Annotated in this window: 36 protein-coding genes and 1 tRNA gene; 34 read left to right on the forward strand and 3 right to left on the reverse strand. The window is 30.9% G+C overall.

The annotated features are described in order from the left end of the window. Positions 1-81 precede the first annotated feature (81 nt). On the forward strand, positions 82-270 hold the full coding sequence (locus A4F88_RS08300) for a hypothetical protein (RefSeq protein WP_143155014.1): 189 nt from the start codon (positions 82-84) through the stop codon (positions 268-270). Positions 271-335: 65 nt separating this feature from the next. Here the strand turns inward: A4F88_RS08300 and A4F88_RS08305 are convergent, their stop codons facing one another. Further along, a complete protein-coding gene (locus A4F88_RS08305; RefSeq protein ID WP_068842098.1) occupies positions 336-2,024 on the reverse strand; it encodes an Ig-like domain-containing domain in 1,689 nt (562 codons plus the stop codon). 172 nt (positions 2,025-2,196) lie between these two features. On the opposite strand from A4F88_RS08305, the gene A4F88_RS08310 reads away from it, so the two are divergent. The 6 genes from A4F88_RS08310 (at position 2,197) to A4F88_RS08335 (ending at position 7,861) form a co-directional block, all read left to right on the forward strand. Beyond that, the gene (locus A4F88_RS08310; RefSeq protein ID WP_082815723.1) at positions 2,197-3,201 is read left to right on the forward strand and encodes a hypothetical protein; all 1,005 of its coding nucleotides are present in this window, start codon (positions 2,197-2,199) and stop codon (positions 3,199-3,201) included. Further along, positions 3,161-5,524 carry a hypothetical protein gene (locus A4F88_RS08315; RefSeq protein WP_068842099.1) on the forward strand — a complete coding sequence of 788 codons (2,364 nt, stop codon included), beginning with the start codon at positions 3,161-3,163 and terminating at the stop codon, positions 5,522-5,524. The genes A4F88_RS08310 and A4F88_RS08315 overlap by 41 nt, the downstream gene beginning before the upstream one ends. A 1-nt stretch (position 5,525) precedes the next feature. Further along, positions 5,526-5,930 carry a methylmalonyl-CoA epimerase gene (gene mce, locus A4F88_RS08320; protein WP_068842100.1) on the forward strand — a complete coding sequence of 135 codons (405 nt, stop codon included), beginning with the start codon at positions 5,526-5,528 and terminating at the stop codon, positions 5,928-5,930. A 147-nt stretch (positions 5,931-6,077) separates the two neighbouring features. Continuing rightward, a tRNA-Ile gene (locus tag A4F88_RS08325) sits at positions 6,078-6,151 on the forward strand. 182 nt (positions 6,152-6,333) lie between these two features. After that, positions 6,334-7,527 carry a site-specific integrase gene (locus A4F88_RS08330; RefSeq protein ID WP_068842101.1) on the forward strand — a complete coding sequence of 398 codons (1,194 nt, stop codon included), beginning with the start codon at positions 6,334-6,336 and terminating at the stop codon, positions 7,525-7,527. A 115-nt stretch (positions 7,528-7,642) separates the two neighbouring features. Beyond that, on the forward strand, positions 7,643-7,861 hold the full coding sequence (locus A4F88_RS08335) for a hypothetical protein (protein WP_068842102.1): 219 nt from the start codon (positions 7,643-7,645) through the stop codon (positions 7,859-7,861). Positions 7,862-7,909: 48 nt separating this feature from the next. On the opposite strand, the gene A4F88_RS08340 is transcribed toward A4F88_RS08335, so the two are convergent. Continuing rightward, the gene (locus tag A4F88_RS08340; protein ID WP_068842103.1) at positions 7,910-8,431 is read right to left on the reverse strand and encodes a helix-turn-helix domain-containing protein; all 522 of its coding nucleotides are present in this window, start codon (positions 8,429-8,431) and stop codon (positions 7,910-7,912) included. Between the two features lie 120 nt (positions 8,432-8,551). Here A4F88_RS08340 and A4F88_RS08345 point away from each other — a divergent pair, with 120 nt between their 5' ends. From A4F88_RS08345 to A4F88_RS08420, 16 genes are all read left to right on the forward strand, one after another. Continuing rightward, positions 8,552-8,770: a hypothetical protein gene (locus tag A4F88_RS08345; protein WP_068842104.1), complete on the forward strand. Its 219-nt coding sequence runs from the start codon at positions 8,552-8,554 to the stop codon at positions 8,768-8,770. 17 nt (positions 8,771-8,787) lie between these two features. Next, positions 8,788-9,135: a hypothetical protein gene (locus A4F88_RS08350; RefSeq protein WP_068842105.1), complete on the forward strand. Its 348-nt coding sequence runs from the start codon at positions 8,788-8,790 to the stop codon at positions 9,133-9,135. A 148-nt stretch (positions 9,136-9,283) separates the two neighbouring features. After that, a complete protein-coding gene (locus A4F88_RS08355; RefSeq protein WP_068842106.1) occupies positions 9,284-9,898 on the forward strand; it encodes a DUF6046 domain-containing protein in 615 nt (204 codons plus the stop codon). Between the two features lie 14 nt (positions 9,899-9,912). Continuing rightward, positions 9,913-10,197 (forward strand): hypothetical protein, encoded by a 285-nt coding sequence (locus tag A4F88_RS08360; RefSeq protein ID WP_068842107.1) that lies wholly within the window; start codon positions 9,913-9,915, stop codon positions 10,195-10,197. A 19-nt stretch (positions 10,198-10,216) separates the two neighbouring features. Beyond that, entirely contained in the window at positions 10,217-10,549 is a 333-nt protein-coding gene (locus A4F88_RS08365) for a hypothetical protein (protein ID WP_068842108.1), read from the forward strand. Positions 10,550-10,555: 6 nt separating this feature from the next. Beyond that, positions 10,556-10,705: a hypothetical protein gene (locus A4F88_RS25385; protein WP_156062656.1), complete on the forward strand. Its 150-nt coding sequence runs from the start codon at positions 10,556-10,558 to the stop codon at positions 10,703-10,705. Further along, positions 10,696-11,001: a hypothetical protein gene (locus A4F88_RS08370; protein ID WP_068842109.1), complete on the forward strand. Its 306-nt coding sequence runs from the start codon at positions 10,696-10,698 to the stop codon at positions 10,999-11,001. The genes A4F88_RS25385 and A4F88_RS08370 overlap by 10 nt, the downstream gene beginning before the upstream one ends. 26 nt (positions 11,002-11,027) lie before the next feature. Then, on the forward strand, positions 11,028-11,639 hold the full coding sequence (locus A4F88_RS08375) for a hypothetical protein (protein WP_068842110.1): 612 nt from the start codon (positions 11,028-11,030) through the stop codon (positions 11,637-11,639). 7 nt (positions 11,640-11,646) lie between these two features. Beyond that, positions 11,647-11,931, forward strand: a complete 285-nt coding sequence (locus tag A4F88_RS08380; protein WP_068842111.1) for a helix-turn-helix domain-containing protein — start codon at positions 11,647-11,649, stop codon at positions 11,929-11,931. An 85-nt stretch (positions 11,932-12,016) separates the two neighbouring features. Beyond that, the gene (locus A4F88_RS08385; RefSeq protein ID WP_068842112.1) at positions 12,017-12,973 is read left to right on the forward strand and encodes a hypothetical protein; all 957 of its coding nucleotides are present in this window, start codon (positions 12,017-12,019) and stop codon (positions 12,971-12,973) included. A gap of 616 nt (positions 12,974-13,589) precedes the next feature. Then, positions 13,590-13,916, forward strand: coding sequence for a helix-turn-helix domain-containing protein (locus tag A4F88_RS08390; protein WP_068842113.1), 327 nt, complete (start codon positions 13,590-13,592; stop codon positions 13,914-13,916). Continuing rightward, entirely contained in the window at positions 13,900-14,622 is a 723-nt protein-coding gene (locus tag A4F88_RS08395; protein WP_068842114.1) for a hypothetical protein, read from the forward strand. The genes A4F88_RS08390 and A4F88_RS08395 overlap by 17 nt, the downstream gene beginning before the upstream one ends. 21 nt (positions 14,623-14,643) lie before the next feature. Further along, a complete protein-coding gene (locus tag A4F88_RS08400) occupies positions 14,644-14,880 on the forward strand; it encodes a hypothetical protein (RefSeq protein WP_068842115.1) in 237 nt (78 codons plus the stop codon). A gap of 312 nt (positions 14,881-15,192) precedes the next feature. Then, positions 15,193-16,182, forward strand: a complete 990-nt coding sequence (locus tag A4F88_RS08405; protein ID WP_068842116.1) for a hypothetical protein — start codon at positions 15,193-15,195, stop codon at positions 16,180-16,182. A 329-nt stretch (positions 16,183-16,511) separates the two neighbouring features. Further along, positions 16,512-16,856, forward strand: coding sequence for a hypothetical protein (locus tag A4F88_RS08415; RefSeq protein ID WP_068842118.1), 345 nt, complete (start codon positions 16,512-16,514; stop codon positions 16,854-16,856). A 625-nt stretch (positions 16,857-17,481) separates the two neighbouring features. Then, positions 17,482-17,673, forward strand: a complete 192-nt coding sequence (locus A4F88_RS08420; RefSeq protein ID WP_162268787.1) for a hypothetical protein — start codon at positions 17,482-17,484, stop codon at positions 17,671-17,673. A 33-nt stretch (positions 17,674-17,706) separates the two neighbouring features. Here the strand turns inward: A4F88_RS08420 and A4F88_RS08425 are convergent, their stop codons facing one another. Then, on the reverse strand, positions 17,707-18,297 hold the full coding sequence (locus tag A4F88_RS08425) for a riboflavin synthase (protein ID WP_068842120.1): 591 nt from the start codon (positions 18,295-18,297) through the stop codon (positions 17,707-17,709). Positions 18,298-18,354: 57 nt separating this feature from the next. Between A4F88_RS08425 and pdxA the strand changes: the two genes are divergently transcribed. The 11 genes from pdxA to A4F88_RS08480 all read left to right on the forward strand — a co-directional run bounded on the left by pdxA (position 18,355) and on the right by A4F88_RS08480 (position 25,407). Beyond that, positions 18,355-19,404 (forward strand): 4-hydroxythreonine-4-phosphate dehydrogenase PdxA, encoded by a 1,050-nt coding sequence (pdxA, locus tag A4F88_RS08430; protein WP_068842121.1) that lies wholly within the window; start codon positions 18,355-18,357, stop codon positions 19,402-19,404. Between the two features lie 106 nt (positions 19,405-19,510). Next, a complete protein-coding gene (locus tag A4F88_RS08435) occupies positions 19,511-20,059 on the forward strand; it encodes a YceD family protein (protein ID WP_068842122.1) in 549 nt (182 codons plus the stop codon). A gap of 9 nt (positions 20,060-20,068) precedes the next feature. After that, entirely contained in the window at positions 20,069-20,263 is a 195-nt protein-coding gene (rpmF, locus tag A4F88_RS08440) for a 50S ribosomal protein L32 (RefSeq protein WP_068842123.1), read from the forward strand. Positions 20,264-20,436: 173 nt separating this feature from the next. Next, positions 20,437-21,435 (forward strand): beta-ketoacyl-ACP synthase III, encoded by a 999-nt coding sequence (locus tag A4F88_RS08445; RefSeq protein WP_068842124.1) that lies wholly within the window; start codon positions 20,437-20,439, stop codon positions 21,433-21,435. A 23-nt stretch (positions 21,436-21,458) separates the two neighbouring features. Beyond that, the gene (accB, locus tag A4F88_RS08450) at positions 21,459-21,947 is read left to right on the forward strand and encodes an acetyl-CoA carboxylase biotin carboxyl carrier protein (protein WP_068842125.1); all 489 of its coding nucleotides are present in this window, start codon (positions 21,459-21,461) and stop codon (positions 21,945-21,947) included. 110 nt (positions 21,948-22,057) lie between these two features. Then, the gene (gene accC / locus A4F88_RS08455) at positions 22,058-23,407 is read left to right on the forward strand and encodes an acetyl-CoA carboxylase biotin carboxylase subunit (RefSeq protein ID WP_068842126.1); all 1,350 of its coding nucleotides are present in this window, start codon (positions 22,058-22,060) and stop codon (positions 23,405-23,407) included. Between the two features lie 301 nt (positions 23,408-23,708). Next, complete coding sequence (locus A4F88_RS08460) at positions 23,709-24,005, forward strand: hypothetical protein (RefSeq protein WP_068842127.1); 297 nt, start codon at positions 23,709-23,711, stop codon at positions 24,003-24,005. Between the two features lie 110 nt (positions 24,006-24,115). Next, complete coding sequence (locus A4F88_RS08465; RefSeq protein WP_068842128.1) at positions 24,116-24,412, forward strand: hypothetical protein; 297 nt, start codon at positions 24,116-24,118, stop codon at positions 24,410-24,412. 29 nt (positions 24,413-24,441) lie between these two features. Beyond that, positions 24,442-24,732 (forward strand): hypothetical protein, encoded by a 291-nt coding sequence (locus A4F88_RS08470; RefSeq protein WP_068842129.1) that lies wholly within the window; start codon positions 24,442-24,444, stop codon positions 24,730-24,732. Between the two features lie 28 nt (positions 24,733-24,760). Beyond that, a complete protein-coding gene (locus A4F88_RS08475) occupies positions 24,761-25,057 on the forward strand; it encodes a PepSY-like domain-containing protein (protein ID WP_068842130.1) in 297 nt (98 codons plus the stop codon). 44 nt (positions 25,058-25,101) lie between these two features. Then, the gene (locus A4F88_RS08480) at positions 25,102-25,407 is read left to right on the forward strand and encodes a hypothetical protein (protein WP_068842131.1); all 306 of its coding nucleotides are present in this window, start codon (positions 25,102-25,104) and stop codon (positions 25,405-25,407) included. Positions 25,408-25,410 lie beyond the last annotated feature (3 nt).

Genomic DNA, 25,410 nt, shown 5'->3' on the forward strand with positions numbered 1-25,410 from the left:
AATTAACCTTTGAACAAAATCATGAAAAAAATTAAAGAATTGATTCAATTGAACACTATTAGTTCACTTACTGTAAATGAAATGAAAAATACCTTTGCCGGAAATGAACCCTTAGAGAAGCCAGATGATGATGTTAATGGTACACAATATTGTAAATGGACTTGTATTAGTGGAACTTCATCAGGAAAGACTGGTAATTCGCCTTATGCTTACACAACTAGTATTGCAACTTCTATCTGTGGAGTAGGGAATTTTAGCGTAGTTTGTTAAATAATAGCTTCTAAATGAAAAAACCTCGAAATTTTTAAACTTCGAGGTTTTTTTATGCTTTTTATTTAGAACGCTTTTCTCTTTTTTTCATCGTCTTTTTTCTTCTTTTTGTCTAATTTCTTCTCGACTTCGGGATTAAAAGGAACACTTAAGTCGATATTCTGATCCACATCCCAATTCGTTCGCACATCGACTGGCGTTTGATAATAAAATACTTCTTCTGCGTATGTTTTATTCAGATAGCTTCCTGAATCATATTTTTTATTCTTATTGTCATCGTAGATGATTCGAATAGTGAATTTGTCAGGAACTAATAAATTGAATTCAATTTTAGTCTTCCCTTCAGAATAATCGCTGGCATATACCACATCTCCTTTTGCATTAGTAGCCTCAACTATTATAGGAAAGCGTTTTACATTTTGTAAATTCAAAACCAGATTACCGTAATCAGCATATTCTTTTGTTGATAATTTGTATACCAGAGTATCGTTTGACTTTTCGTAGAAATCAGTTAAAGCTCCCGGTAAAAAAGTAAAGTTGTATTTTTCTACAGGTTCTTTCTTGAAATCTATATAAAGCTTTTGCTCGAATTCGTCATATTCAGTTTTAAAATCGACAGCAACAGAGTCTTTGTTGACTAATTTGATTTTTGACTTGTCAAATTTAACTAAAGGAGTGGCAGACTCTAAAGTAAAGCGTTCCCTGAAATTGATTATACCATTTTGAACTGCTGTAATATTCAAAGTATCTTTCTTTTGGTCCTTAATTTTAAAATTGAATTTCTTGTCATAATTTGGTGCGGTAACTTCCATAGACAATGAATCTGCCTTGATTGGTTTAAACCAAACCTGCAGGGAATCTTTTTTAGGGAATTGTGTGACAATGGTTTCCAGAATATCGTTATGGTTTTTCAGGACAATTTTAGGTTTGGAAGTTTTAAAATCCTGTTTTCCTTCATAAGGTAAATATAATCTGTTTCCCGAAGCCTGTATTGGTTTCAGTGTTTTTAGCGGAAGCGTTTCTTTAAATAACTCCAACTCAAAAACAGTATCATTAGGAATTGTAATATAGTGTTTAATAAAGCCTATTTTGTCGTCTTTCGGATTAAATCTGTTATTTGCGCCTTTATCTTTTAAAGCCATTAAAAGGTATTTTCCGGCCTTTAAATTCTCTAATTTAAAAGTTCGCAAACTGTCAAGAGTATTTGTAATATATCTTGGGCTTTGCTTGTAAATTACTGAATCCTTAAAAGTATCATTGATTTCGTAAAGCATTACCGATACAAAATTGTCTACATTTTTTTCGTAAGCATCTTTAATTTGTCCACTAATAGAAAGGGAATCAATATATGGTCCTGTCGAAAAAATATACTTGAACTGATTGATAGCATTACCTTCGTTATTATCTGCAATACTTTGTCCGAAGTTAAAACTGTAAGTAGTATTGGGCTGTAAAGTATCTTTTATTTTTATAGTAAGTACTTTAGTTGCCGTAGTAGGTAAAATCAATGGCTCATGTTTCATTGGTGGTGAAATAATAAGCTGTTTGTTGAGGTTTTTTAGTTTTATATATTCATCAAAACCCAAGATAATTTCGTTGCCTTTAAAATTAGTAGTCATATTTTTAGGCGAACTGAATTTTAAAACGGGTGCCAGAGTATCTTTTAGTCCACCTGTAATACTGCCTCTTTTGGCGCAGCTCATCATTAAAAGTGCAAGTAAAAATGAAATATATCTAAAGTTGTTTTTCAACATAATTGTTTCTGAATTTGATTGCACAAAATAACGATTATATTTGCTTTAATTGAAATATTTTATCCATTTATTAGGATTTCACACTGAGCTTCGTTCTAATTTTTTTTGATTTTGAAATTATCAGGATGATATAATTTCTTACTTTTGGTTTCAAATATAATTTTTCCAGGTTTTGATAAGAAGGTTTTTTATTGGTTTACTGTTTTTTTTGTTGATTTCCTGCAGCAAAAATGAAAAGCCAATTGTAGCTTTTTATTATTGGAAAACTAATCTGAAATTTTCAGAAGCAGAAAAAACGGCTCTGAAAGATAATGATGTTCATAAGCTTTATGTTCGCTATTTTGACATCGGACTTCATCCTCAAACCCAAAAACCATTTCCGGTAAGTCCTATTCATTTTTATGAAAACATGCAGGAATTTGAAATTGTTCCGGTTGTTTTTATTCAAAATAAAGTAATGCTGGAAAAGAATCCTGATATTGAAGATCTGGCAAAAAAGACGATTCATTTAATTACTGAAATCAACACTAAAAATAAAATTAAGTGTGCCGAAATTCAAATCGATTGCGACTGGACTTTAAACAGTAAAGACAATTATCTTAAATTTATTGAGCAGGTTAAAAAGCTTTCAAAGAAAAAACTTTCGGCAACCATCAGGCTTCATCAGGTTAAATACTTTAAGAAAACCAAAATTCCAAATGTAGATAATGGTGTTTTGATGTTTTATAATATGGGAAATATTGCGCCAGATTCATTAAACTCGATTTACAGCCGAAAAATCTCAGAAAGATATCTTAAAAGTTTAAAAAAATATCCTATGCATCTTGATTATGCACTGCCTATTTATTCGTGGGCAATTCATATCAGGAACCAGAAAGTTTTAGGATTGCGTTCGAAATTAAATGTCAGTGAACTCAAAAAAGATAAAAACTTTGAGCAGATTAGCCCAATATTTTTCAGGGTAAAACAATCTAATTACAAAAATGGTGTTTATTACGAAGAAAATGATCTGCTTAAAACAGAGATGATTTCTCCAGAAGATTTAAAAGAGATGGCTGAGGATTTAAATGACAATAAAGCCCAGTCTCCAAAAGAAATTATATTTTACGATTTAGACGAATTCAATTTAAATAATTATGAAAAGAATATTTTTAAGCAAGTTGTTTCTTGGTTTTAGTGCGACTTTCCTTTTTGCCTACGGAATAATTTATGCCTGTGGAGGAGGAGACGATTGGGATTTTTTTGGTTATAACTCGAATTTCACTCCGGAAACCTTTGCAGACAAATCTTATACGCCACTTTTTTTGTCGGGTAGTATTTTTTACGGAATTGGTTTTGATACCGAGCATAATTCCCGTTTCAATAAAGATATTAAATCAGATTGGGGAACTTATCTTAAAGGAAAAATTGATACTACAACAGTAAATTATTTTTTAATTGGAGATGAAAAACCGAGTTATTATTCGGATAATAAAAATACGATTAAAAATAAAGAAGAGATTGCAAGTCTTCATGTCTATTTTAAAAATAAAAAAGAGAATGCATCGTCTTTAAAATGGGGTAAAAAAATACCACTGAAAGATGAAAAAGTAAAAAGCTTTGTTGAGTTTCTGTATTTGGCACAAAAAATAGAAACGGTTTCAATTAATAAAGATTATTGGAGTTATGAGCCTGTTGTGGCAAAAACATTCAATGATGCGAAAATGATTCAGTCAATAGAGAATGTTTACAATACTATTTCAGATCCTTTCTTGAGAAACAGATATTGGTTTCTTACCATGAAAGCTCGTTTTTACAGTAATAATAAACAAAAAGCAATTGAGTTTTTTAATAAAACGGAAAGCTCGGTTCCTAAAAATACATTGTATTACCGTGCGCTTTCATATGTTGCCGGAATCAATCATGCACAAAAGAAATATGCGGTTGCTAACTATTTATATGCGCAGGTTTTTGACAAATGTCCGGAATTAAGAATAGTTACAGCTTATAGTTTTAGTCCAAAAAATGAAACAGACTGGAATAAAGCGCTCACAATGGCAAAAAATAATAAAGAGAAAGCGGCACTTTGGGCTGTTCACGGATATTATAAAGATGAAAAACAGGCAATTGAAAAAATCTATGAATTAGATCCTAAAAGTGAGCATTTAAATTATCTCGCAACAAGATTGGTAAATGGGCTTGAACAATCTATAAATAATTCATTTCAGCAGGATGCAGGAGACGATAAGCCTAAAAAAATATTGACTATTGCAGAAAATAAAAAAGAAAATCAAGTTAAAGTTGATCAAAAAGCATTGGATTTAGTTGCTAAAATTTCGGCGGCAGGAAATACAGACAGACCTTATTTGTGGGATTTGTCTCTTGGGTATTTACAGAGTTTAAAGGGAGATTATGCAAATGCAGATAAGAATTTTGATAAAGCGGTAAAAACGCTTCCTAAAACAGAATTGGCAGGAATGCAGCTTCGTTTGTTGCGTTTTGTCAATAACCTGAACAAAATTGATAAGCTGACGGACAAAAACGAAAAAACAATTCTGGCTGATTTGAATTGGCTATACAACGAGCTTCCAAAAAACTATAAAGGACAAGAGTTTCGTTATCAAAATGCTTCTTCATGGAGCAGAAGTTATTTGTCTACGCTTTACAGAGAAAAAGGAAATCCGGTATTGGCTGAGATTTTTGGTGAATCACGTTACAGTTATTGGAACGATGGAAATGCTTTTTATGATGATGAGAAGAATCTGCAGGGCATAAAAACATTTTTGGCTAAGCCAAATAAAACCGAAATTGAGAATATTGGAGCAGGAATTTATAGTTTGAAACTAAAAGATATTAATAATTTTCAGGCTGTTCAGGCGACTTTCAAAAATAAAATTCCGGAAGCAATTGAATTTATGAAGCAGACAGATTCCGTACAGTATTATAAGTTTTTAGGCAATCCGTTTAACGGAAGTATAAAGGATTGCCACGATTGCGATCATGCTGCTTATCAAAAAAGAAAATATACACAAATGGATTTCCTGACTACTATTAAGGAAATGCAGGATAAGCTGGCTAAAAATGAAGATGTTTATACCAATAGTTTATTGTTAGGAAATGCCTTTTACAATATTTCGCATTTTGGAAACGGAAGAACTTTTTACGAAATTACGATTGTAGGTTATGGTTCAAGTCCATATTCGTTTAGAGATTCCATGAAAAAAATGATTACTAATTGTGATGTTCCTAAAATGTATTATCAAAAAGCTTTACAGGCAGCAACAACAAAAGAGCAGAAAGCGAAATGTGTCTATTTAATTTCGAAGTGCGAACGAAATGAGTATTATAACACTAAGTATAATAGTGTTAGATATTGGTGGGATGCAAATGATGATAAAGTAAACTTTATTGCCTGGGATGGATTTAAGATGCTTCAGAAGGATTACTCGGATACTAAATATTACCAGGATGTAATTGCAGAATGTGGTTACTTTAATACGTATGTTAATCAATTAAAATAAGATGGTAAATAAAATAGAACATATCGGAATTGCTGTTAAAAACATAGATGATGCAAATGTCTTGTTTGAAAAATTATTAGGCGTCCCGTCCTATAAAATGGAATCTGTAGAGAGTGAAGGGGTTTTGACTTCTTTTTTTCAAACCGGAACAAATAAAATTGAGTTATTAGTGGCAACAAATCCGGAAAGTCCAATTGCAAAGTTTTTAGAAAAAAAAGGAGAGGGAATTCATCATATTGCTTTTGATGTAGAAGATATTCATGCTGAAATAGCACGGCTAAAAAACGAAGGTTTTGTGTTGATTAATGAAGAACCAAAGAAAGGTGCGGATAATAAATTAGTGGTTTTTTTACATCCAAAAAACACAAATGGTGTTTTGGTGGAGCTTTGTCAGGAAATTAGATAAAAAAATATCAATTTTTTGTTCTGAATAATGCATTGAAAATCAATCTTGTTTTTGAAACATTGCCTTTGAATTGAAATTAAATGCAAATCATGTCTTAAAATATTTGGAGTGAATGAAAAATAGTAGTAATATTGCAACCTCTAAACCGGTCCTATAGCTCAGCTGGTTAGAGCACCTGACTCATAATCAGGTGGTCCCTGGTTCGAGCCCAGGTGGGACCACAAACCGCACTAATTTAGTGCGGTTTTTTTGTTTAAATCCCTTATTTTACAAGGGTTTACGTTTTATTGATAAATAAAATTATCAATAAATATCAATCCTTTTTCTACTGGTTTTCTACCGGAGTTCTACCAAATTTATATAAAATCTTTGTTTACATTTGCTTTCTAAATACGCAAATATTATGAACAAAACACGTTACACACCTGTTTTCAACCGTAAGAAAAAGTTGAATACATTAGGGAAAGCACTTATACAAATTGAGTGCTATTTGAATGGTAAGAATAAATATTTTTCTACCCAAATTTATGTTGAGCCAATCTATTGGAACAATAAAAACAGAACGATTAAAACGGATTATCCCAATGCAATTAAATTAAACAAGCAAATTGCTGAAACAATTAGAAATCTTGAAAATTTCGAACTGGATAAGATAAATGCGGGAAAGCCATTTAATTTAGGAATGCTAACCGATTTTTTTAAAGGAGAGAGCGTAAATTCTTTTACGGAGTTTATGGAAATAGAAATTGAAAAAATGAACCTGACAGAATCTACCAAAAAGAATCACAGGACAACGTTAGCAAGGTTAAAAGAATTTAAAAAGGTAATCTATTTTGAAGATATAACATTTGAACTTTTAAATGATTTTGACATTTTTTTGCGAAAAATAGAAATTACGTTTAAGGATGCACCATCTAAAAAGCTAATGCAAAATACTATTTGGAAATATTTTAAAAATATGAAAACCTATGTAAATCTTGCTATAAATAAGGATTTAATGAATGTACAGCAGTATCCATTTAGAAAATTTAAAGTAAAGCAACAGGATAGCAACAAAGTTTTTCTTACTCCAGAAGAAATTGATCAAATGCAGGATTTAGTACTAACGGGCGACAATATAAAGCTTCAATATATCAAAGATTTGTTCATGTATAGCGTTTATACTGGATTAAGGTTTAGTGATGTTTTAAGTATGCAAAAACGAGAACTAGTTGCAATCGGTGGTAACACTTGGCTTATAAAGAAAATGGAGAAAACGGATGAAAGTGTTAGGATACCAATTTATACGATTTTCAACGGTAAGCCGATTGAAATAATTAATAAATACAATCGATTCAATAGTATATTTTGCTTTGAACAGATCACAAACCAGTATGCAAATAGGACTTTAAAAATATTAGCCGGTCTGGCCGGAATAAACAAAAAAATTACTTTTCATACTGCAAGGCATACAACGGCTACATATTTACTTTATAAAGGTGTGAGCTTAACAACAGTCCAAAAAGTGTTAGGACACAAGAAAATTGCAACTACTCAGATTTACGGGCATATTATGGATAATACTATAGAAAAAGAATTGATTGCAGTAAATTTTTAAATGTATAAAAGACTATAAAACAATATTTTATTACAATGTTAATAACTGAATTCAGGCGTCAAACATTTATTAGCAATTAGTATTACTTTTATATTTCAATTTAAAAGGAAACAAGATGGAAATCAATTTAGGGAAAATTAGTGTAATATATCCAAATGAAAATAGTCCCGAATATAGAAATATAACATTAGCTACAGACGGCGAATTTTTACAAATTAATATCTTAGATGATAAATCGCACTCTATAGGAATTACACTAGAAAAAAACGAAGTTGAGTTACTAAGTGATGCTTTAAAACTTATTTTAAAGAATAAATTAATTGAATCAGTTTAGATTTTATTTCTAACTTTTAAGATTATAACCGTCTACATAGGCGGTTTTTTATTTACTGTAATGATATTTTACACTTGTAAAATTATATAAATCCTCATAAATGGAAAACAAACATTCTTTAGTAATATTCAAAAAATCAATTAGAAATCTATATTCGTATTTAATTGATTTACTAAACAAAATGTTGTTTTCATTTAAATTTAGTCTATCCGAAGTTCTCAGAAATTGTTGTAGAAATTTGTCTTCATCATAGGTATAGTCAGTATTAATACACATTGCTTTTATCAAATCTTTTACTTGATCAATTCTTCCCAGATTTGTTGCAATAATAGTTATCAAAATATCACTCTCATTTTCATTGCCAATTAAACCAGATTTTTCATAAGGCAATCCCATTTCTTTAGGGAAAGAATTTTGCAATTTCAAAATCATTTTTTTAGACAATTTCACTTCCCCAGCTTCAATTTTTGTTATTGTACTCCTACTAACACCTAAAATTTCTCCAAACTCGCTTTGCGTAAGTCTTTGACTTTCACGTATTTGCTTTAGATTAACATCTTTTTTATCCATATTTGAGTAATTTTTTGAGTAATTTAATGCGTAATAAAATATTTAATTATACATTTGTGAAGCAATATTACTCTTTTTTGAGTAAAAAATACAAAAAAAGTATCATTAAAAATTAAAAACATGGACATTCAAGAAATTAAAAAACAATTACCTAGTGGAGCAGTAAAACAAATAGCATCTCGAAGTGGTGTTAATTATTGTACAGTTCAGCGTTTTTTCAGTGGAGAAAAAACAAAAGAAAACTTAAATCTTTTAAAAGTTACTACTGAATTTTTAAAAGAATATAAAACGGCAAAATATGAAGCTGAAAAAGAACTTCAAGCAGTTGCAAGTGCGTAAGATTTTTAGAAAACCTTATGGAAAAGCTAGAATTTTCAACAAACTGGAATAATAAACTGGATTGCAAATGTTTTACAACTATTAGGATTTACAACCTATCAAAGCATTTTAGAGGAAATCAGTTCGAAGTTTTTTTACAAAAAAAGTTTAAAACTAAAGCACTGGTATTAGGAACTATACTAACAAAACTAGATCAACTAAGCGATTACGTTTGTTATTTAGATACAGGATATAACAAAGAAGAGACTACAGCAATTTTAAAAAAGATGTACCCACATATTGACTTTAAAAAACAAAAAATTTGCATTGTTCTGCTACAAAGGATTGAACCGATAAAACCAATACAACCAACACTTTTTAATTAATAACTCATTGAAAAATAAATATAAAGCCAAAAATAAAAAGCTATCCTTTCAAAAACTTAAGGCAAGTTCAGGTATTGATAATTATAAAAGGTCAAGAATATAAAAGTCGTCCAAACAAGATAAAACCTTATTTAAACACCATTTAAAAATGAATAACAAAGATTTAGTATTTAGTGCTTTGATGGGAAGCAAATCATTTAAAACTGTAGAGCGATTAAGTATTGTACAAAATGATTTGACCGTAAAAGGTTTACCAAATATCCCTTTTTTAAGTACCAAACAAGAAGTTGATAGAATACCGGAAAATCAACAATATTTTCCTTTATCATTTTCTTTTACCTCGACTGGTACTAAATGGTTATTTCCATTTGAGCCTATTATTAATATTACTGGTGGTAATGAAATAACAAAGTCGAATGTATCAAAGCACGGTGTAGATAAAAAAGGGCATGCTTATGCAGGCACAATGAAAACGCGATCTTATGTGAAAGATTATGAAATTACTATTACCGGAGTACTTATAGGCAAACAACTTACAGGTAAACCGGAAGATTGTTTCCCGAGAACACAAATGAAGGAACTTTTTGAATATTTAATTTTTTCAGGTCATATATATGTCTACTCACATGTACTGGAACTTATGGGGATAAATCAAATTGTAATTGTAGACTATAGTTTTCCATTCACAAAAGGCGAAAATGTACAAGCCTACGAAATAAAAGCCTTAAGTGATTTTCCAGTCAGTTTAATAGTAAAAGACTAACCTAAAATACATAAATGAAACACTGGAGCGAATTTTTAGACCAGAAAACCCATGCCATAAAAAGGATGGGTAAACTAGCAAATTCATTGACTTTTGAAGTTCAAAGCAAAGAGCTTGAATTGCAAAATGCTAAATTAAATTTAGAACGATTCGAAAATCAAATTTGCAATAAAATTGCTGAAAATTATTCCAGCGAATGTGAGTTTGAAAGTGCGATACAAGGCGCTAAAAATAGAGCCAACTTATGGAATAATGAACCGACGAATACACACAAACCACACACAGTAAAAAATTATTAACATCAAATACGCAAAAAAAATGAGCACAGCAAAACAGACTACAATTACAGATTACAATCCCAAAGCATTTAAAGAAATAGATAAGGATTTATTTTTTAGTACTAATGAAAACGAGCCTGTAATTAAACAAATTACTTATTCAGATTTCGAATGTATTGGTAGTGATTTAAAAACAATTTTAAACGCAATTGAAATTATTGGCTTTAATGGTCATCCTTCTGATTTAGCGCTTTGTGCCTGTCTTGCGGGTATTGCACAAAAACTAGTTCCGAGTGATGAACTGGATTTTTTAGACAGGCTTTTAATTAAGACGGATAAAAATAAAAACGATTTCATAGAAATTAAAAAATAATTCAATATGGGAAAAATAATAAGAATTGAAAATATATTGATTCATAATGAAAACATGATCTTAACTGCGACAAAAACAAGAATTAAGCTTTTTGGAAAAGCAATCATAAGCTACCAAAAACAAAGCAATTTAAATACTTTACAATTATGCAAATAGAAGATATCGAGGCAATGATACCCGATTTTAGCGAAGATATGCTAATCGATTTTAAGACAAATCAAAATGACTTTAAGGCTCTAACTGTTCAAAGAGTTTTTGAAATGCTTTCCAAAAGAAAAATCAGTTCTGCCATAGCTAAAACAAATGATTTTTGGGAGCGAATTCATTCAAATATGGAGCTTTTTAGAGCTAGAGTAATCGATGAAATTGACAATGTGATCAAAGCCGATTTTTCAAATGAGCAAAGGCAAGATTACTTTTTTGATTACGTAGAGAGAAACACAAACAACTAACATTAAAATACTTAAAAATAAAATTTATGAGTTTCAAAAAAATATTTATAGAAAAAAATGATAGTGCAATTAATGGCGAAATAAACCAATTGCAAACCGGACAGAATTATTTTCAAGACTATATAAACAAAGTCTTTGACTTGGGCATTACAGATATTGAAAGTGATGATTTAGAACAATTGTTTGCAAATCCAAAGTGTTTTATTACTGATAAACTTACTAAGGGCGAAACCCTGCAAGTTGCCGGAATGAATTTAAATAAAGAAAAGGTCTTTGAATTACTGGAGAAGCCAGCCGGTACAGAATCTTTAATTATGGAAATTGAAGCCGATATTTTAGATAAGACTAAAAGAGAATATTTTGTATGGAACGTAAAAAACTATAAAATAGAAAATAGAAATGTTGTAATAAGTGCGGAAACACTCGAATTTATTGCAAATAAATATTCCCTGTTTATTGAAAATGAAAACCAGCAACTAGCCTATAATAAATTAAAAGAGATTGAAAGGCTAATGAATGAAATCAACAGTTTACAAGGTCGAAAAATATCTCTTGATATGGAGCTTAACGATTTTATGAAAAAGGATAGTAACCATCTTTTAAAACTAGATTCACACTTTATTAAATCATTCAAATAATAAATTTATGGATACTAATATAGCAGTAATTACGGTGCCCTTACAAGATTGGAACGACATTAAAACCCAATTAAATAATATTTCAAAATCTATATTAGAAATTAAAAACAAGGGACAAAAAGAAAATCTCACACCAAAAGAAGCAATGGAAGTATTAAAATGTAGCCGGAACACCTTACAAAGCTATATAGACAAAGGCTTTTTCAATGTTATCAAAATGAAGTCGGAAAAATACAGTAAGGTAATAATCAAAAGAGCAGATATTGATTTCTTTATTGAAAGCAGGGCATAAAAAAACCCCTAGAAAGGGGTTTTTATATTGTAACTAAAACCAAATACGCAAATATTAATGTTTAGCACATTGCAAATATATAAAAATGATTGACAATATCACAATGATAAAGAGGTCTTTGTCAGAGGTTGAAAAAAAGAGTATTATAAAATCCAGCCGTTTAGTGTGCAATTCGCTAAACGGCTTGATCTATTATGACAATCGTACAACAAAAAATTTTACTGGAGGACTATTTATAAAAATTGATCAAAGCAACAAACTTAAAATAACAGGAAGCTTACACAAATATTCTTCCTATTTAAAAAATGGAAGTTTAACAAATTTTGACAGCTTTACCATGAATGAAGCAAAAGCAACGTTCGAAGAATTGATCTTAAATACCGGAATAAATCCCGTGAAAATAGAAATTACATTTTTTGAAATAGGTTTAAATGTAAAATTGCCTATTGAAACAAAAGCAATTTTAGAAACGATACATAGTATCGGGAAGCATAAAGAAAAGATTTTTCTAATTGATGCAAACCACAAAGGAGCTAGTCAAATAACAACCGAGCGCCATAGAGATTATAGAGTTTATTTTAAAGTATATGATAAAGTTTTTGAAATGATGGACAAACAACACAAGAGGACTCCGTCAGGAATAAATATAATCAGAGTTGAAACGGTACATAGGAGATGCGAGAAAGTGTATTTACAAAATTTTCTTGATTTTGAATTTTTGCAAAGATTGCAAAACTCCTTTTTTAATGAATGGGATAATCTCAATTTTTACAATGATATAAATGCACCAAAGGGCACACAGCGAAGTAAAATAGATTTGATACGCAATATCATATATAAAGGAAAAAATGAGGTCTTAAAGCAATATAAAAATCAATATGAAAACAATGTACTCAGTAAAAGACAATTTTATTCAGTACGTGATTTTTTAGAAAATTGGGAAGCTGTGAGGCATGAATTTGACATTAAGAATAGTAAAATAGTTCCGTTTTGGGTACAGGCTTATGATTCTGAAAAACAATTAGTTAAGACAATTAGTTAAATGAATTGATACGTGTTGATAAATTAAATGAATGGGATAGCGGTTTGTACAGAAGTTACACTTATGTAACTCAGTTAACTAATTGAAAAACAAATTATTAAACAGGAAAAGGATATATAATGATATTTATTGATAAAAAAAACAAATTAAAAAGCGCACGTATAGTCCCAAAAAAAATTTGTGGAAACTTGTAATATACTCCCGATAGGGAGCACGGCCACACTTTTATTGAGTTAGTATAGTATTTACAGCATAACACAAGTGTAACTACTTAACAAAATGAATCCAATAATAAAAAAGGTCGAAATGATACTGAATTTTACTGTGGATAGTTGAATTATTCAAAAACAACCCTTAGCACTGATTAATGACAATGTTTTATAGATGAAAAATTATTTTCAATCAATCGAACGTATTAAAAAGGTCGAAAATAATAAAGAGTAGCTCACTTAACAGAAAAAAAATAGATGGGGGTATCTAAAATTTATTTACTGAAAATAAAATCAAAAAACAGCAAAAACAACCCTTAATGAAAACATGAGAATTTTTGTTCTTAAAAGGGATTTAAGTACCATTTAACTACTACGATATTTAAGTAATTTCATAAACACCCGAAATGAAAAACCAGAAAAAAAAATTGTCCGAACCAAAACAAAGAAATACCTACACGCTTGATGATAAAGCCAAAGTAAAAAAATATTATTTAATTGGTTTGTCACTTGCCGAAACGGGAAAGCTTACTGATACTCTAATCAGAACAATAGAAAAATGGTACATAGCTGAAAACTGGAAAAGTCAAAGAGAAACAACTCAAATAAAAATAAAAGCAAATGATCTTTATAACTCGGGAATGAGTTATAGGGAAATAGGAATTGCATTAGGAAAGAGTCAAAGTACAATTTCACGATATTTAAAAGTAGTAAGAAATGAAAGTAACAATTAGAGAATTACAAAAAATAGGATACAGAAAAACTGTTTTAATTGGTTTGTTTTTATCCAATAAAGGCAAGGCATATAATTACATCACTAAAAGAGAGTGCAAGCCTACTGCTAGTGGTTACATAACGTTTAATGGCAAAACATATAATTTGGCTAAGATGCTTTTAGAAACTTTTAAAAAAGAATCAGTGAGAGCCGGAAAAATATTGTTTTTAAACGGTAATAGTAAAGATTTTGACATAAACAATATATCTTATGCTGTTGGAACACACTACACAGCTCCAAGCGAAGCCAGTTTAATAAATTGCATAAGGTTGTATTTTGAAATCCCGAAAAAGCTAACACGACATGATATTTTTTTTAAAGATTATTTGAACAGGATAGTACATTTGAGAGGCTTTATTTGCTCGCATGAGGGAAACGATTTTAATCTGTTCCTTGAATGGTTAAAACCGTTTACACAGAGTCGAAGTAAAGCTCAAGTAAGTGTAAAAAACGGGTATACAATAGTAAACGGAACAAATGCAATAAATAAATATTTAAGTCTTTTAGTAAACGAATGCTTAAAAGATCAGGAAGCCTACATTCTAAAAATTAATGATTTTTCTCCCAAACCATTGACCGCAATCCAAAAATTAAAAATAGCAAATGAAACGTTATTACAAATGAGGTTAACTGCTAGAATACCACTAAGGAAACCGAAAAATTAAACTAATTTGAATTAAAGTAATATGCAAAATAAAAACGTGAGAAATGGTATTCAGATCAATAAATTAAGAAGATACAAGCTTATTATGGATTTATACAAAAAAATGGTTGCTGAGCATCCTTATACTCCAATTACAAAAATTCACAAAGAATATATTTATCCGGTCTATCCAATTTCAAGATCAACTCTCTATGAAATTTTATGTACTCCAATAAATAAATTGTTGTCTGAGTATGAAGAACAAAACAAAAAAAATTAAAGTACCTAAAATTGCATTTTTCTATTGAAATAGTCTGTATAGGACTTGAATTAATTTTGTTTTTGGTCTGTAAATCAATGGTTTAATGTTTTTTATTTTTTATAGGTAGAAAAATGGTATAGAAAACATAAAATATCGGTTGATATATGAATTAAAAATCTACACTTAGTAACTTTTTTTTTACAAATTTATATAACATATACAAAATAATGTATTTTTACACATGCAATATAGCAGATAACCAAAATATATCCTATTAAACATTTTCTATTTTCTTTGTTTAATATGGAATTAAATAAACCATAAATCATAATGACTTTACAACAAATATTAGATCAAATACCGCACATAAGTAATAGAAATTACTGGCTTGTTAGAACTGAGGGCGGAAAAAATTATGACTCATTTTTAGCTGGAAAGTTCATTGGAATTGGATATAATAAAATAACACTAGAGGATATTAAGGCGGGTAATACTCGTGATGAAGTGGGGGTTACAATATTAGCAAATAAAATTAAAAAAGCATATGGAGAAGACGAAGCAAGACCAAAACACTCTGCCAGACAGCTTTTAAAATTTGCGTATGAAATTAAAAAAGGGGACATTATTATGATTCCAAGCGAAAATTCCGAATATATACAATTTGCGGAAATTTCAAATACAATTGCTTTTAATGAGTTAAATAATAAATTTGATTGTGATTTAATAAAGAGAAAGCAAATTAAATTACTTAGGCAAGTAACTAAAGCAAGTTTAGACCCTAAGTTGTTTAAACTAATGTTTTCCCATCATACTATAACAAATGCCGATCAATACGGGGAAGTTATTGATAAAATAATAAATGGTATCTTTGTAAAAGAAGATCATGCGCATTTAGTCCTTGAAGTGCAAGCGAAAGATGATGTTAAAGCAAGAAGTCTTTTTAAAATGGGAGATATTGCTTTGGATTTGCTAGATGAATTTTGCGAAGCTGAGGATTTAGATTATAAATCAGACGATTTTGATATAAAACTAGCTGTTCAATCTCCTGGTTTCATAGAGATATCTGGACTTGGAATGGGTGGGATAATTATACTAGGAATTATAATTGTGGCAATAGCTGGAGGTGGCTTTAGTTTAACTTATAAAAAAGATTTAAAGACCGAAATAAAATCAGACGGGATCATTGAGAAAGTGCGAAAATTTTTGACTACACGCAAAAACAATGATATAAAAACCGAACTACTTAAAAAGCATATGGATAGTTTAGAAATTAAAGATCCAAAAGAATTAATTGAGATATTAAAACAGCTTGATAAATAACAATGAATAAATTATTAAACATATTATCCTTACTTGGAAGTTTTTTAATAGTATTTGGAGTTTTATTCCTTGTGCAAGATATTACTATTGGAAGAATTTATTATGTTAAAAATTTAATTGTATATAATTTTTTACCGTTTAAATATTTAGTATTTACAGCTAGCTCTTTGTTGATTATTTTACGATTTGTAGATTTCTATATTCCGAAACGAGGTAAGTAAAGATTTTAATAATTTTTAGAATTAAGTAATTCTTAACTTCTTTAAAAAAATATAACGACAGCTGATCTATGAGCCTTTCTTCTTTGTAAATTTACAAAAAATGATATTATGAAAGCTTACGAAACAGTAATTGACAAAAGAAAGTACACGATTCTATATGAAATTGATGAAGAAGAAATGAAAAAGTTGATGTATAGTAATGATTGTATTTTGAATATTACATGCACTCCGAATGAAGATGATTTTCTGACTGTAAAACAATTTCATTTAATCTTTGATGAAAGAAAAGAAGCTGATCTTTTTTTGGAAATAAATTGGCTATTACAAACTGATTTTTATAAAGGAATAGACTTTTTGAAAGCCAATAGGACAATTGGATATACTATGACTAGTGGCAGTACTTATATAGATGAAATTAGTTTTGGATACTATGCTCCATTTTACCCTAACTAATTTCGTCATAAACCTGTTTTAAATAGTCTGTTAATAAAATCTTTATGTACTTCGGAGCTTTTTAATGAACGGTGCATAACTAAGAAACTAGGAACTGTTGTAATGTTATTCTTATATTTAGATATGAAAATGTAAAATTTGAATTTTTTTACCATATTTCTACCCAAAATTAAAAATTAAAATAAATCACTGATAATTAGCGTTTTGTGCTAAGTAGTTCAGTTTCAGGTGGGACCACTTTTTTAGAATAGAAAACCTTTACAGTAATGTAAAGGTTTTTTTATGATTTATTGTTTTGTATGTAGTTTGAATAATTTACTTTTATAAAATACGTTATTATAAAAACTAAATTGTAGAATTATACGTAAGTAATAAAAAGCTAAAAGGGTATTTCTGGGTTTAATTCTTACGTTAAAAATCTATTGCAGCTTTTGTTGAGTTTTTTTGATTTAAATCTTGCGTTTTTGTAAAAAACTTATAAATTTGCCAAGCATTTGTGTGTAAGCCCCTGTTTTTGTGCGAATTGTATTAAAATGAAGTAAAACTAACAACCTACCTTGCTGTAGTCCAGCATGTTAAAGTTATGGAGAAAATAAAGATTTTTTTTGTTACAATTTTTTTGACTTTGATAAATGTATCAATTGCTAGTGCTGCACCCGCTACTCCGCCGCCAGCTCCAATGGCAGCAGCTGCTCCGCCACCGCCACCGCCAGGAGGGGCTATTGATCAAAATTTGATTCTTTTGCTAATATGTGCGTTGCTTTTTGGAATGTACACTATATATAAATATAATTTAAAAAGAAAAGCTTCAATGTAATTGAAGCTTTTCTTTTTAAATGGTTTTGTGTAGTTATTTGTTTATTGAGTAAAGTCGGGAAATGTATTTTCCAACAACATCAAATTCCAGATTTATTTTTGTTCCAACTTTAAAATTTTTAAAATTGGTGTTTTCAAAAGTATACGGGATAATCGATACGCTAAATTCATTTGTTTTAGAGTTCACAACAGTCAGGCTAACTCCGTTAACAGTTATGGAGCCTTTTTCGATAGTGATATTGTTTAGGTTTTTGTCGTATTCAAAAGTGTAATTCCAGCTTCCGTGTGCTTCTTCGATTTTAATGCAGGTTCCGGTTTGGTCTACATGTCCCTGGACTATATGTCCGTCAAGACGATCGCCAAGCTTCATGCCTCTTTCCAGGTTTACAATGTCGCCTTCTTTCCAATCTGAAATATTTGTTTTTAAAATGGTTTCATCAATAGCAGTTACGATATAAAATGAATCTTTTATTGCTACCACTGTCAGGCAAATGCCATTGTGCGAAACGCTTTGGTCTATTTTTAACTCATTTGTAATTGAAGAATCTACAGTAATATGAAGATTGCTTTGTTCTTTTCGTATTTCGTGAATCCTTCCTAGGGTTTCTATAATTCCTGTAAACATTGTTGTTTTATTTTACTAAATTTGCACATCAAAATTAGTAATAAATAACCTGAGCTCATGAATAAAAAAGCAGAAAATATAATTGTTGGAATTTCAATTGGAGATTTAAACGGTATTGGAAGCGAAGTTATATTGAAAACATTCGAAGATTCTCGTATGTTGGAAATGTGTACGCCAGTTATTTTTGCAAATGCTAAAATACTTTCGTTTGTTAAAAAAAGCTTTACATCAACGGTTCAGTTTCATGGAGTAGATAAATTGGATCAGATTGTTGCCGGAAAAGTCAATGTATTTAATCTTTGGAAAGAAGGAGTTGATATTAATTTAGGTAAAAATGATGAAAAAATAGGAGAATATGCTATAAAATCATTTGTAGCGGCAACCAAAGCTTTGAAAGAAGGTTTGATAGATGTTTTGGTTACAGCTCCAATAAATAAATATAATATTCAGTCTGAAAGTTTTAAATTTCCCGGGCATACTGATTATTTAAATCAGGAGCTAGAAGGAAATGCGTTAATGATGATGGTGCAGGATAATCTGAGAGTGGGATTGTTAACGGATCATGTTCCTTTAAGTGAAGTATCATCACATTTAACAGAAGAATTAATTACAAGAAAAATTGAAACAATCAGAAAGTCGTTAATTCAGGATTTTAGTATAGTAAAGCCAAAAATTGCAGTTTTAGGATTGAATCCGCATGCAGGAGATGGTGGAGTGATTGGTAAAGAGGATGATTTGGTTTTAAAACCGACTTTGAAGAAAATATTCGATAGCGGAACGATGGTTTTTGGTCCGTTTCCGGCTGATGGTTTTTTTGGAAGCGGTCAGTATGAAAAATATGATGCCATTGTTGCAACGTATCACGATCAGGGATTAATTCCGTTTAAAACATTATCTTTCGGAAAAGGAGTAAATTATACAGCAGGTTTAAATAGAGTAAGAACGTCGCCGGATCACGGTACAGCTTATGATATTGCCGGAAAAGACATGGCAGATTTTAACTCTTTTAAAGAAGCAGTTTATCTCGCAATAGATATTTTTCGCTCGCGTAATCAGTATGAGGAGATTAGTGAAAAACCTCTTAAAATAAAAGAAAAACAGTTATAAACAAAAAAAGGTGAATAAGATTATTAGTTTTATAATAATTTTATATCTTTGCACCCCAATTCAGGTATCTGAGTTCTAGATACGAATTGGTCAAATTGATGTTGAAATGAGCAAAACAAAAGAATTTTTAATTCCTTTCATAGGGTTAAAGCTAGGAAAACACCATTTTGAGTATCAAATAAGTAACGCGTTCTTTGAGAACTTTGATTACGACGAATTTCAAAGTTCGGATATCAAAGTGAGTTTAGTTTTAGACAAAAAGAGCAACATGTTAGAGTTGAATTTTAAACACAAAGGAACAGTTAATGTGCCATGTGATCTGACAAGCGAAGATTTTGATTTGCCTTTGAAAGGGAAAATGAAATTGATTGTTCGTTTTGGGGAAGAATTCAATAATGATAATGAAGAATTGTTGATCTTACCACACGGAGAGCATGAAATAGATATCGCACAGTATATTTATGAAATGATTGCACTTTCGGTACCGCTAAAACGAGTTCATCCAGGAGTAAAAGACGGAAGTTTGCAAACTGAAGCTTTGAAAAAACTAAATGAACTGACAGTGAAAACAGTCAAAGAAGAAAAAGAAGAGAGTAAAGAAGAAGATATTGACCCGCGTTGGGACAAATTAAAACAACTATTAACGGATAAATAATATAGTAAAATGGCACATCCTAAGAGAAAAGTCTCGAAAACAAGAAGAGATAAGAGAAGAACACATTATAAAGCTACAGTAGCTCAAATCGCTACATGTCCTATTACTGGAGAAGCACATTTATACCACAGAGCTTACTGGCATGAAGGTAAAATGTACTACAGAGGGCAAGTTGTTATCGATAAATCTGAAGCGGTTGCTTAATACGTTTTTGTAAATTATACTAGAACTCTCACATAGTGAGAGTTTTTTTTGTTGGTTATAATTTTCGTATTTTAGGAAATTATGTACAAACTAATTTCGTTTTTTTTTGTAATTTTCAAGTCTTTTAAAAATTTTTCAAATATGCTGTATTTGAAAGGAAATAATAAAATATAATGAATACAATCACAGCCGCAATTACCGCTGTTGGAGCCTATGTTCCAGATTTTGTACTTTCAAATAAAGTACTGGAAACAATGGTCGATACTAATGACGAATGGATCACTACTCGTACCGGAATTAAAGAAAGAAGAATTCTTAAAGATGCTGATAAAGGAACATCTTTTCTGGCTATAAAAGCAGCCCAGGATTTAATAGCAAAAGCTAATATTGATCCATTAGAGATTGATATGGTAATAATGGCGACAGCTACTGCAGATATGCCGGTAGCCTCTACAGGAGTTTATGTTGCAACACAGATTGGAGCTACAAACGCCTTTGCTTATGATTTGCAGGCAGCCTGTTCAAGTTTTTTATACGGAATGTCAACTGCAGCTGCATACATACAGTCAGGACGATATAAAAAAGTATTATTAATTGGTGCTGATAAAATGTCATCAATTGTAGATTATACAGACAGAGCAACTTGTATTATTTTTGGAGATGGAGCAGGAGCAGTTTTGTTCGAACCAAACCATGAAGGTTTAGGTTTACAGGATGAATATCTGCGAAGCGATGGTTTAGGACGCGATTATCTTAAAATTTCTGCCGGAGGTTCTCTAATTCCAACTACAGAAGAGACTGTAAAAAACAGACAGCACAATATTATTCAGGACGGAAAAACGGTATTTAAATTTGCTGTTACCAATATGGCAGATGCAAGCGAATTGATCTTGAAAAGAAATAATTTGAGTCATGAGGATGTAAGTTGGTTAGTGCCACATCAGGCAAACAAACGTATTATTGATGCTACTGCAAGCAGAATGAATCTTGAAGATTCAAAAGTATTAATGAATATTGAAAAATTCGGAAATACGACTTCGGCAACATTGCCTTTAGTGTTAAATGACTTTGAACACCTATTCAAAAAAGGAGATAACATTATTTTTGCCGCTTTTGGTGGTGGATTCACATGGGGATCAATTTACCTAAAATGGGCTTACGATAAAAAATAAATCAAAACTAAAAACGAATCATTATGGATTTAAAAGAAATTCAAAACCTAATCAAATTTGTAGCAAATTCGGGAGTTGCAGAAGTAAAGTTAGAAATGGATGATGTAAAAATCACCATTAGAACAACTTTAGAAGGAAATGTAACAGAGACTACATATGTTCAACAATTACCTGCTCAGGCTGCATTGCCACAAGCAGTTGCTCCTCAACAAGTAGCTCCGGTAGTTGTAAATGTGAGCCCTGAGGCTCCGGCGGTAGCTGAAGATTCTAAATATATTACTATTAAATCTCCAATTATCGGAACATTCTACAGAAAACCATCTCCGGATAAACCGGTTTTCACTGAAGTTGGAAGCAGTATTTCAAAAGGTGATGTTCTTTGTGTAATTGAAGCAATGAAATTATTTAACGAAATCGAATCAGAAGTTTCAGGTAAAATTGTAAAAATTCTTGTTGATGATATGTCTCCTGTAGAATTTGACCAACCTTTATTTTTAGTTGATCCATCATAAATAAATTTAGATTTTAGATTTTAGATTTTAGAAGGATTCGCAATAAAAACTTTGTTAATCATCTAAAATTATCTAATTATCAAATTGTCTAATTATCTAATTAAAATAAGATGTTTAAAAAAATATTAATTGCGAATAGAGGAGAAATTGCACTTCGTGTAATTCGTACATGTAAAGAAATGGGAATCAAAACTGTAGCAGTTTACTCTACAGCAGATGCAGAAAGTCTACATGTTAAGTTTGCTGACGAAGCGGTTTGTATTGGTCCTCCTCCAAGTAACTTATCGTATTTAAAAATGTCAAATATTATTGCTGCTGCAGAAATTACAAATGCAGATGCAATACACCCAGGATACGGTTTTCTTTCTGAGAATGCAAAATTCTCAAAAATTTGTCAGGAACACGGAATCAAATTTATTGGTGCCGCTCCTGAAATGATTGACAGAATGGGAGACAAAGCTTCTGCAAAAGCAACTATGAAAGCTGCAGGAGTTCCATGTGTACCAGGTTCAGACGGATTATTAGAATCTTTTGAACAAACACAAAAATTAGCAAAAGAATTTGGTTACCCGGTTATGCTTAAAGCTACTGCCGGTGGTGGTGGAAAAGGAATGCGTGCTGTCTGGAAAGAAGATGAATTGTTGAAAGCATGGGAAAGTGCACGTCAGGAAGCTGCTGCTGCATTTGGAAATGACGGAATGTACATGGAGAAACTTATTGAAGAACCACGTCATATCGAAATTCAGGTTGTTGGAGATTCATACGGAAAAGCATGTCACCTTTCTGAAAGAGATTGTTCTGTACAACGTCGTCACCAAAAATTGACAGAAGAAACACCTTCGCCTTTCATGACAGATGAATTGCGTACTGCAATGGGAGAAGCTGCTGTAAAAGCTGCTGAATTTATTAAGTACGAAGGAGCAGGAACAGTAGAATTTCTTGTTGACAAACACAGAAACTTCTATTTCATGGAAATGAATACCCGTATTCAGGTAGAACACCCAATTACGGAACAAGTAATTGATTACGATTTAATTCGTGAGCAAATTATGGTGGCTGCCGGAATTCCAATTTCCGGAAAAAACTACTTACCAGAATTACACGCTATCGAATGTCGTATTAATGCCGAAGATCCTTATAATGATTTTCGCCCTTCACCAGGAAAAATTACGACACTACATATGCCAGGAGGACACGGAGTTCGTTTAGATACTCACGTTTACTCAGGTTATACTATTCCGCCAAATTACGATTCAATGATTGCTAAGTTGATTACAACGGCACAATCCCGTGAAGAAGCTATTAGTAAAATGCGTAGAGCTTTAGATGAATTTGTTATCGAAGGCGTAAAAACTACAATTCCTTTCCATAGACAATTAATGGATGATCCAAGATATATTGCAGGAGATTATACAACTGCATTTATGGATACATTTAAAATGAAACCTATAGAAGAATAATACAAAGGCTGTCAATTTTGACAGCCTTTTTTATTTTACCACGAATTTTGAACCCAATAAGTTTTTAAAAACCTATTGGGTTTTTTGTTTGCAAATACAAAGTAAACACTATTTGTGTATACTTTTTACACACTCATTCAGGTAATTACACACTTTTTAAAGTCTTGTGTTTTTGGCATGATTTGGTAAAAGCCTTTAAAATTAGGCTTTTACATGCATTGGGGTATCATATAACGATTGCGGCATAATAATTTCATTATCTAAAGCGTAAACAACTATTAAATAATTAAAATATACACTTATGAAAAATTTATTCTTATCAGCCGCAATTGTTTTAGGAGGTTTAACATCATTCGCATCAACAACTCCAATTACAAATACAATCGTTAAAACGATTTCTATCGTAGACGAATATACAGAAATCAAATTGGAAGAATTACCGGCTCCTATTACTGAAGCTTTGAAAAAAGAATATCCTGATGCCGTAATTACAAAAGCGTATAAAAACGAAAAATCAGAATACAAATTAGACGTTACTGTTGGAGAAAAAGTAGGTAATCTTTTTGCTAATGCTGACGGAAGCTGGATTAAAAAATAATCTAAAACAATCTCAGGATTAAAAACAATCAAACAATCTAAATTAGGTTCTTATGGAAATTCAAATTAAGAATACTAAAATTAAATTAACAATATTAAAATACAACTATCATGAAAAATTTATTTTTATCAGCCGCAATCGTTTTGGGAGGTTTAACATCATTTGCTTCAACTTCGCCAATTTCAAATACAATCGTAAAAACAGTTTCAATTCAGGAGGGGTACACTGAAATTAAAGTAGAAGAAGTTCCTGCAGCAGTGACTGATGCTCTTAAAAAAGCCTATCCGGATGCAATACTTTCTAAAGCATACAAAAATGCAAGTTCACAATACAAATTAGAGGTGACTGTAGGAGACAAAGTAGGTTCTCTTTATGCAAATGCAGATGGATCCTGGATTAAAAAATAATTAAAAACTAACCGTAAAAAACTATCACTATGAAAAAGTTAATCTTATCGGCAGCTATCCTGTTAGGAGGGTTGTCAATGCAGGCAGGGAATGTTGTCGTGACCAGTTCAATGGTGCAATCTGTAAACATTCAGGACGAATATAAAGAAGTTGATGCAGTTCCGGCTGCTATCAAAACAGCATTAGACAATGCTTATCCGGGAGTAAAACTGGACAAAGCATATGTAAATGATAAAAAAGAGTATAAAATAGAGATTACCGTTAGAGGTGAAAAATCTACAGTTTATACTGATGCTTCTGGTAATATTCTTAAAAAGTAATTAACACTAACCCATAAAGACTATTATTATGAAAAAATTAATCTTATCAGCAGCAATTATTTTAGGAGGCTTAACGGTTCAGGCAACTACTCCGGCAGTAAAAATATCAATGACACCAGCAGTAATGGTTCAGGATGAATTTACAGAAGTTAGTTTAGATGCTATTCCCGCAGCTGTAAAATCAACTGTTGAAAAATCTTTTCCTAACACAAAGCTTGAAAAGGCTTATAAAAATGAAAAGAACGAGTACAAACTTGAAATTTCAAATGGTGACAAAAAGTACACTGTTTATACAGACGCTTCAGGAAACATTATAAAAAAATAATGCCTAATTTTATCAGCTAATACTAATTAAAAAAATCAAACAATATGAAAAAATTAATTTTATCAGCTGTAATCGTTTTAGGAAGTTTATTTATGAATGCCGAAGCGGCAATAATAAAAAAATCGGTCCTGAATGTTGTAAAAGTTCAGGACGATTTTAAAGAAATTAAATTAGATGCTCTTCCTCAAGAAGTAAAATCTACTATAGAGAAATCTTTTCCGGGTTCTACGCTTGTAAAGGCTTATGTGAACCCAAAGAAACAATATAAACTAGAACTTAATTCAGGTGCAAGCCAGAGTAAGCATTTTGTTTTTACAGATGACAAAGGAGTCATCGCTCCAAAATATTAAAAT

The organism is Flavobacterium chilense (assembly GCF_001602525.1).
GTDB classification, from domain to species: domain Bacteria; phylum Bacteroidota; class Bacteroidia; order Flavobacteriales; family Flavobacteriaceae; genus Flavobacterium; species Flavobacterium chilense.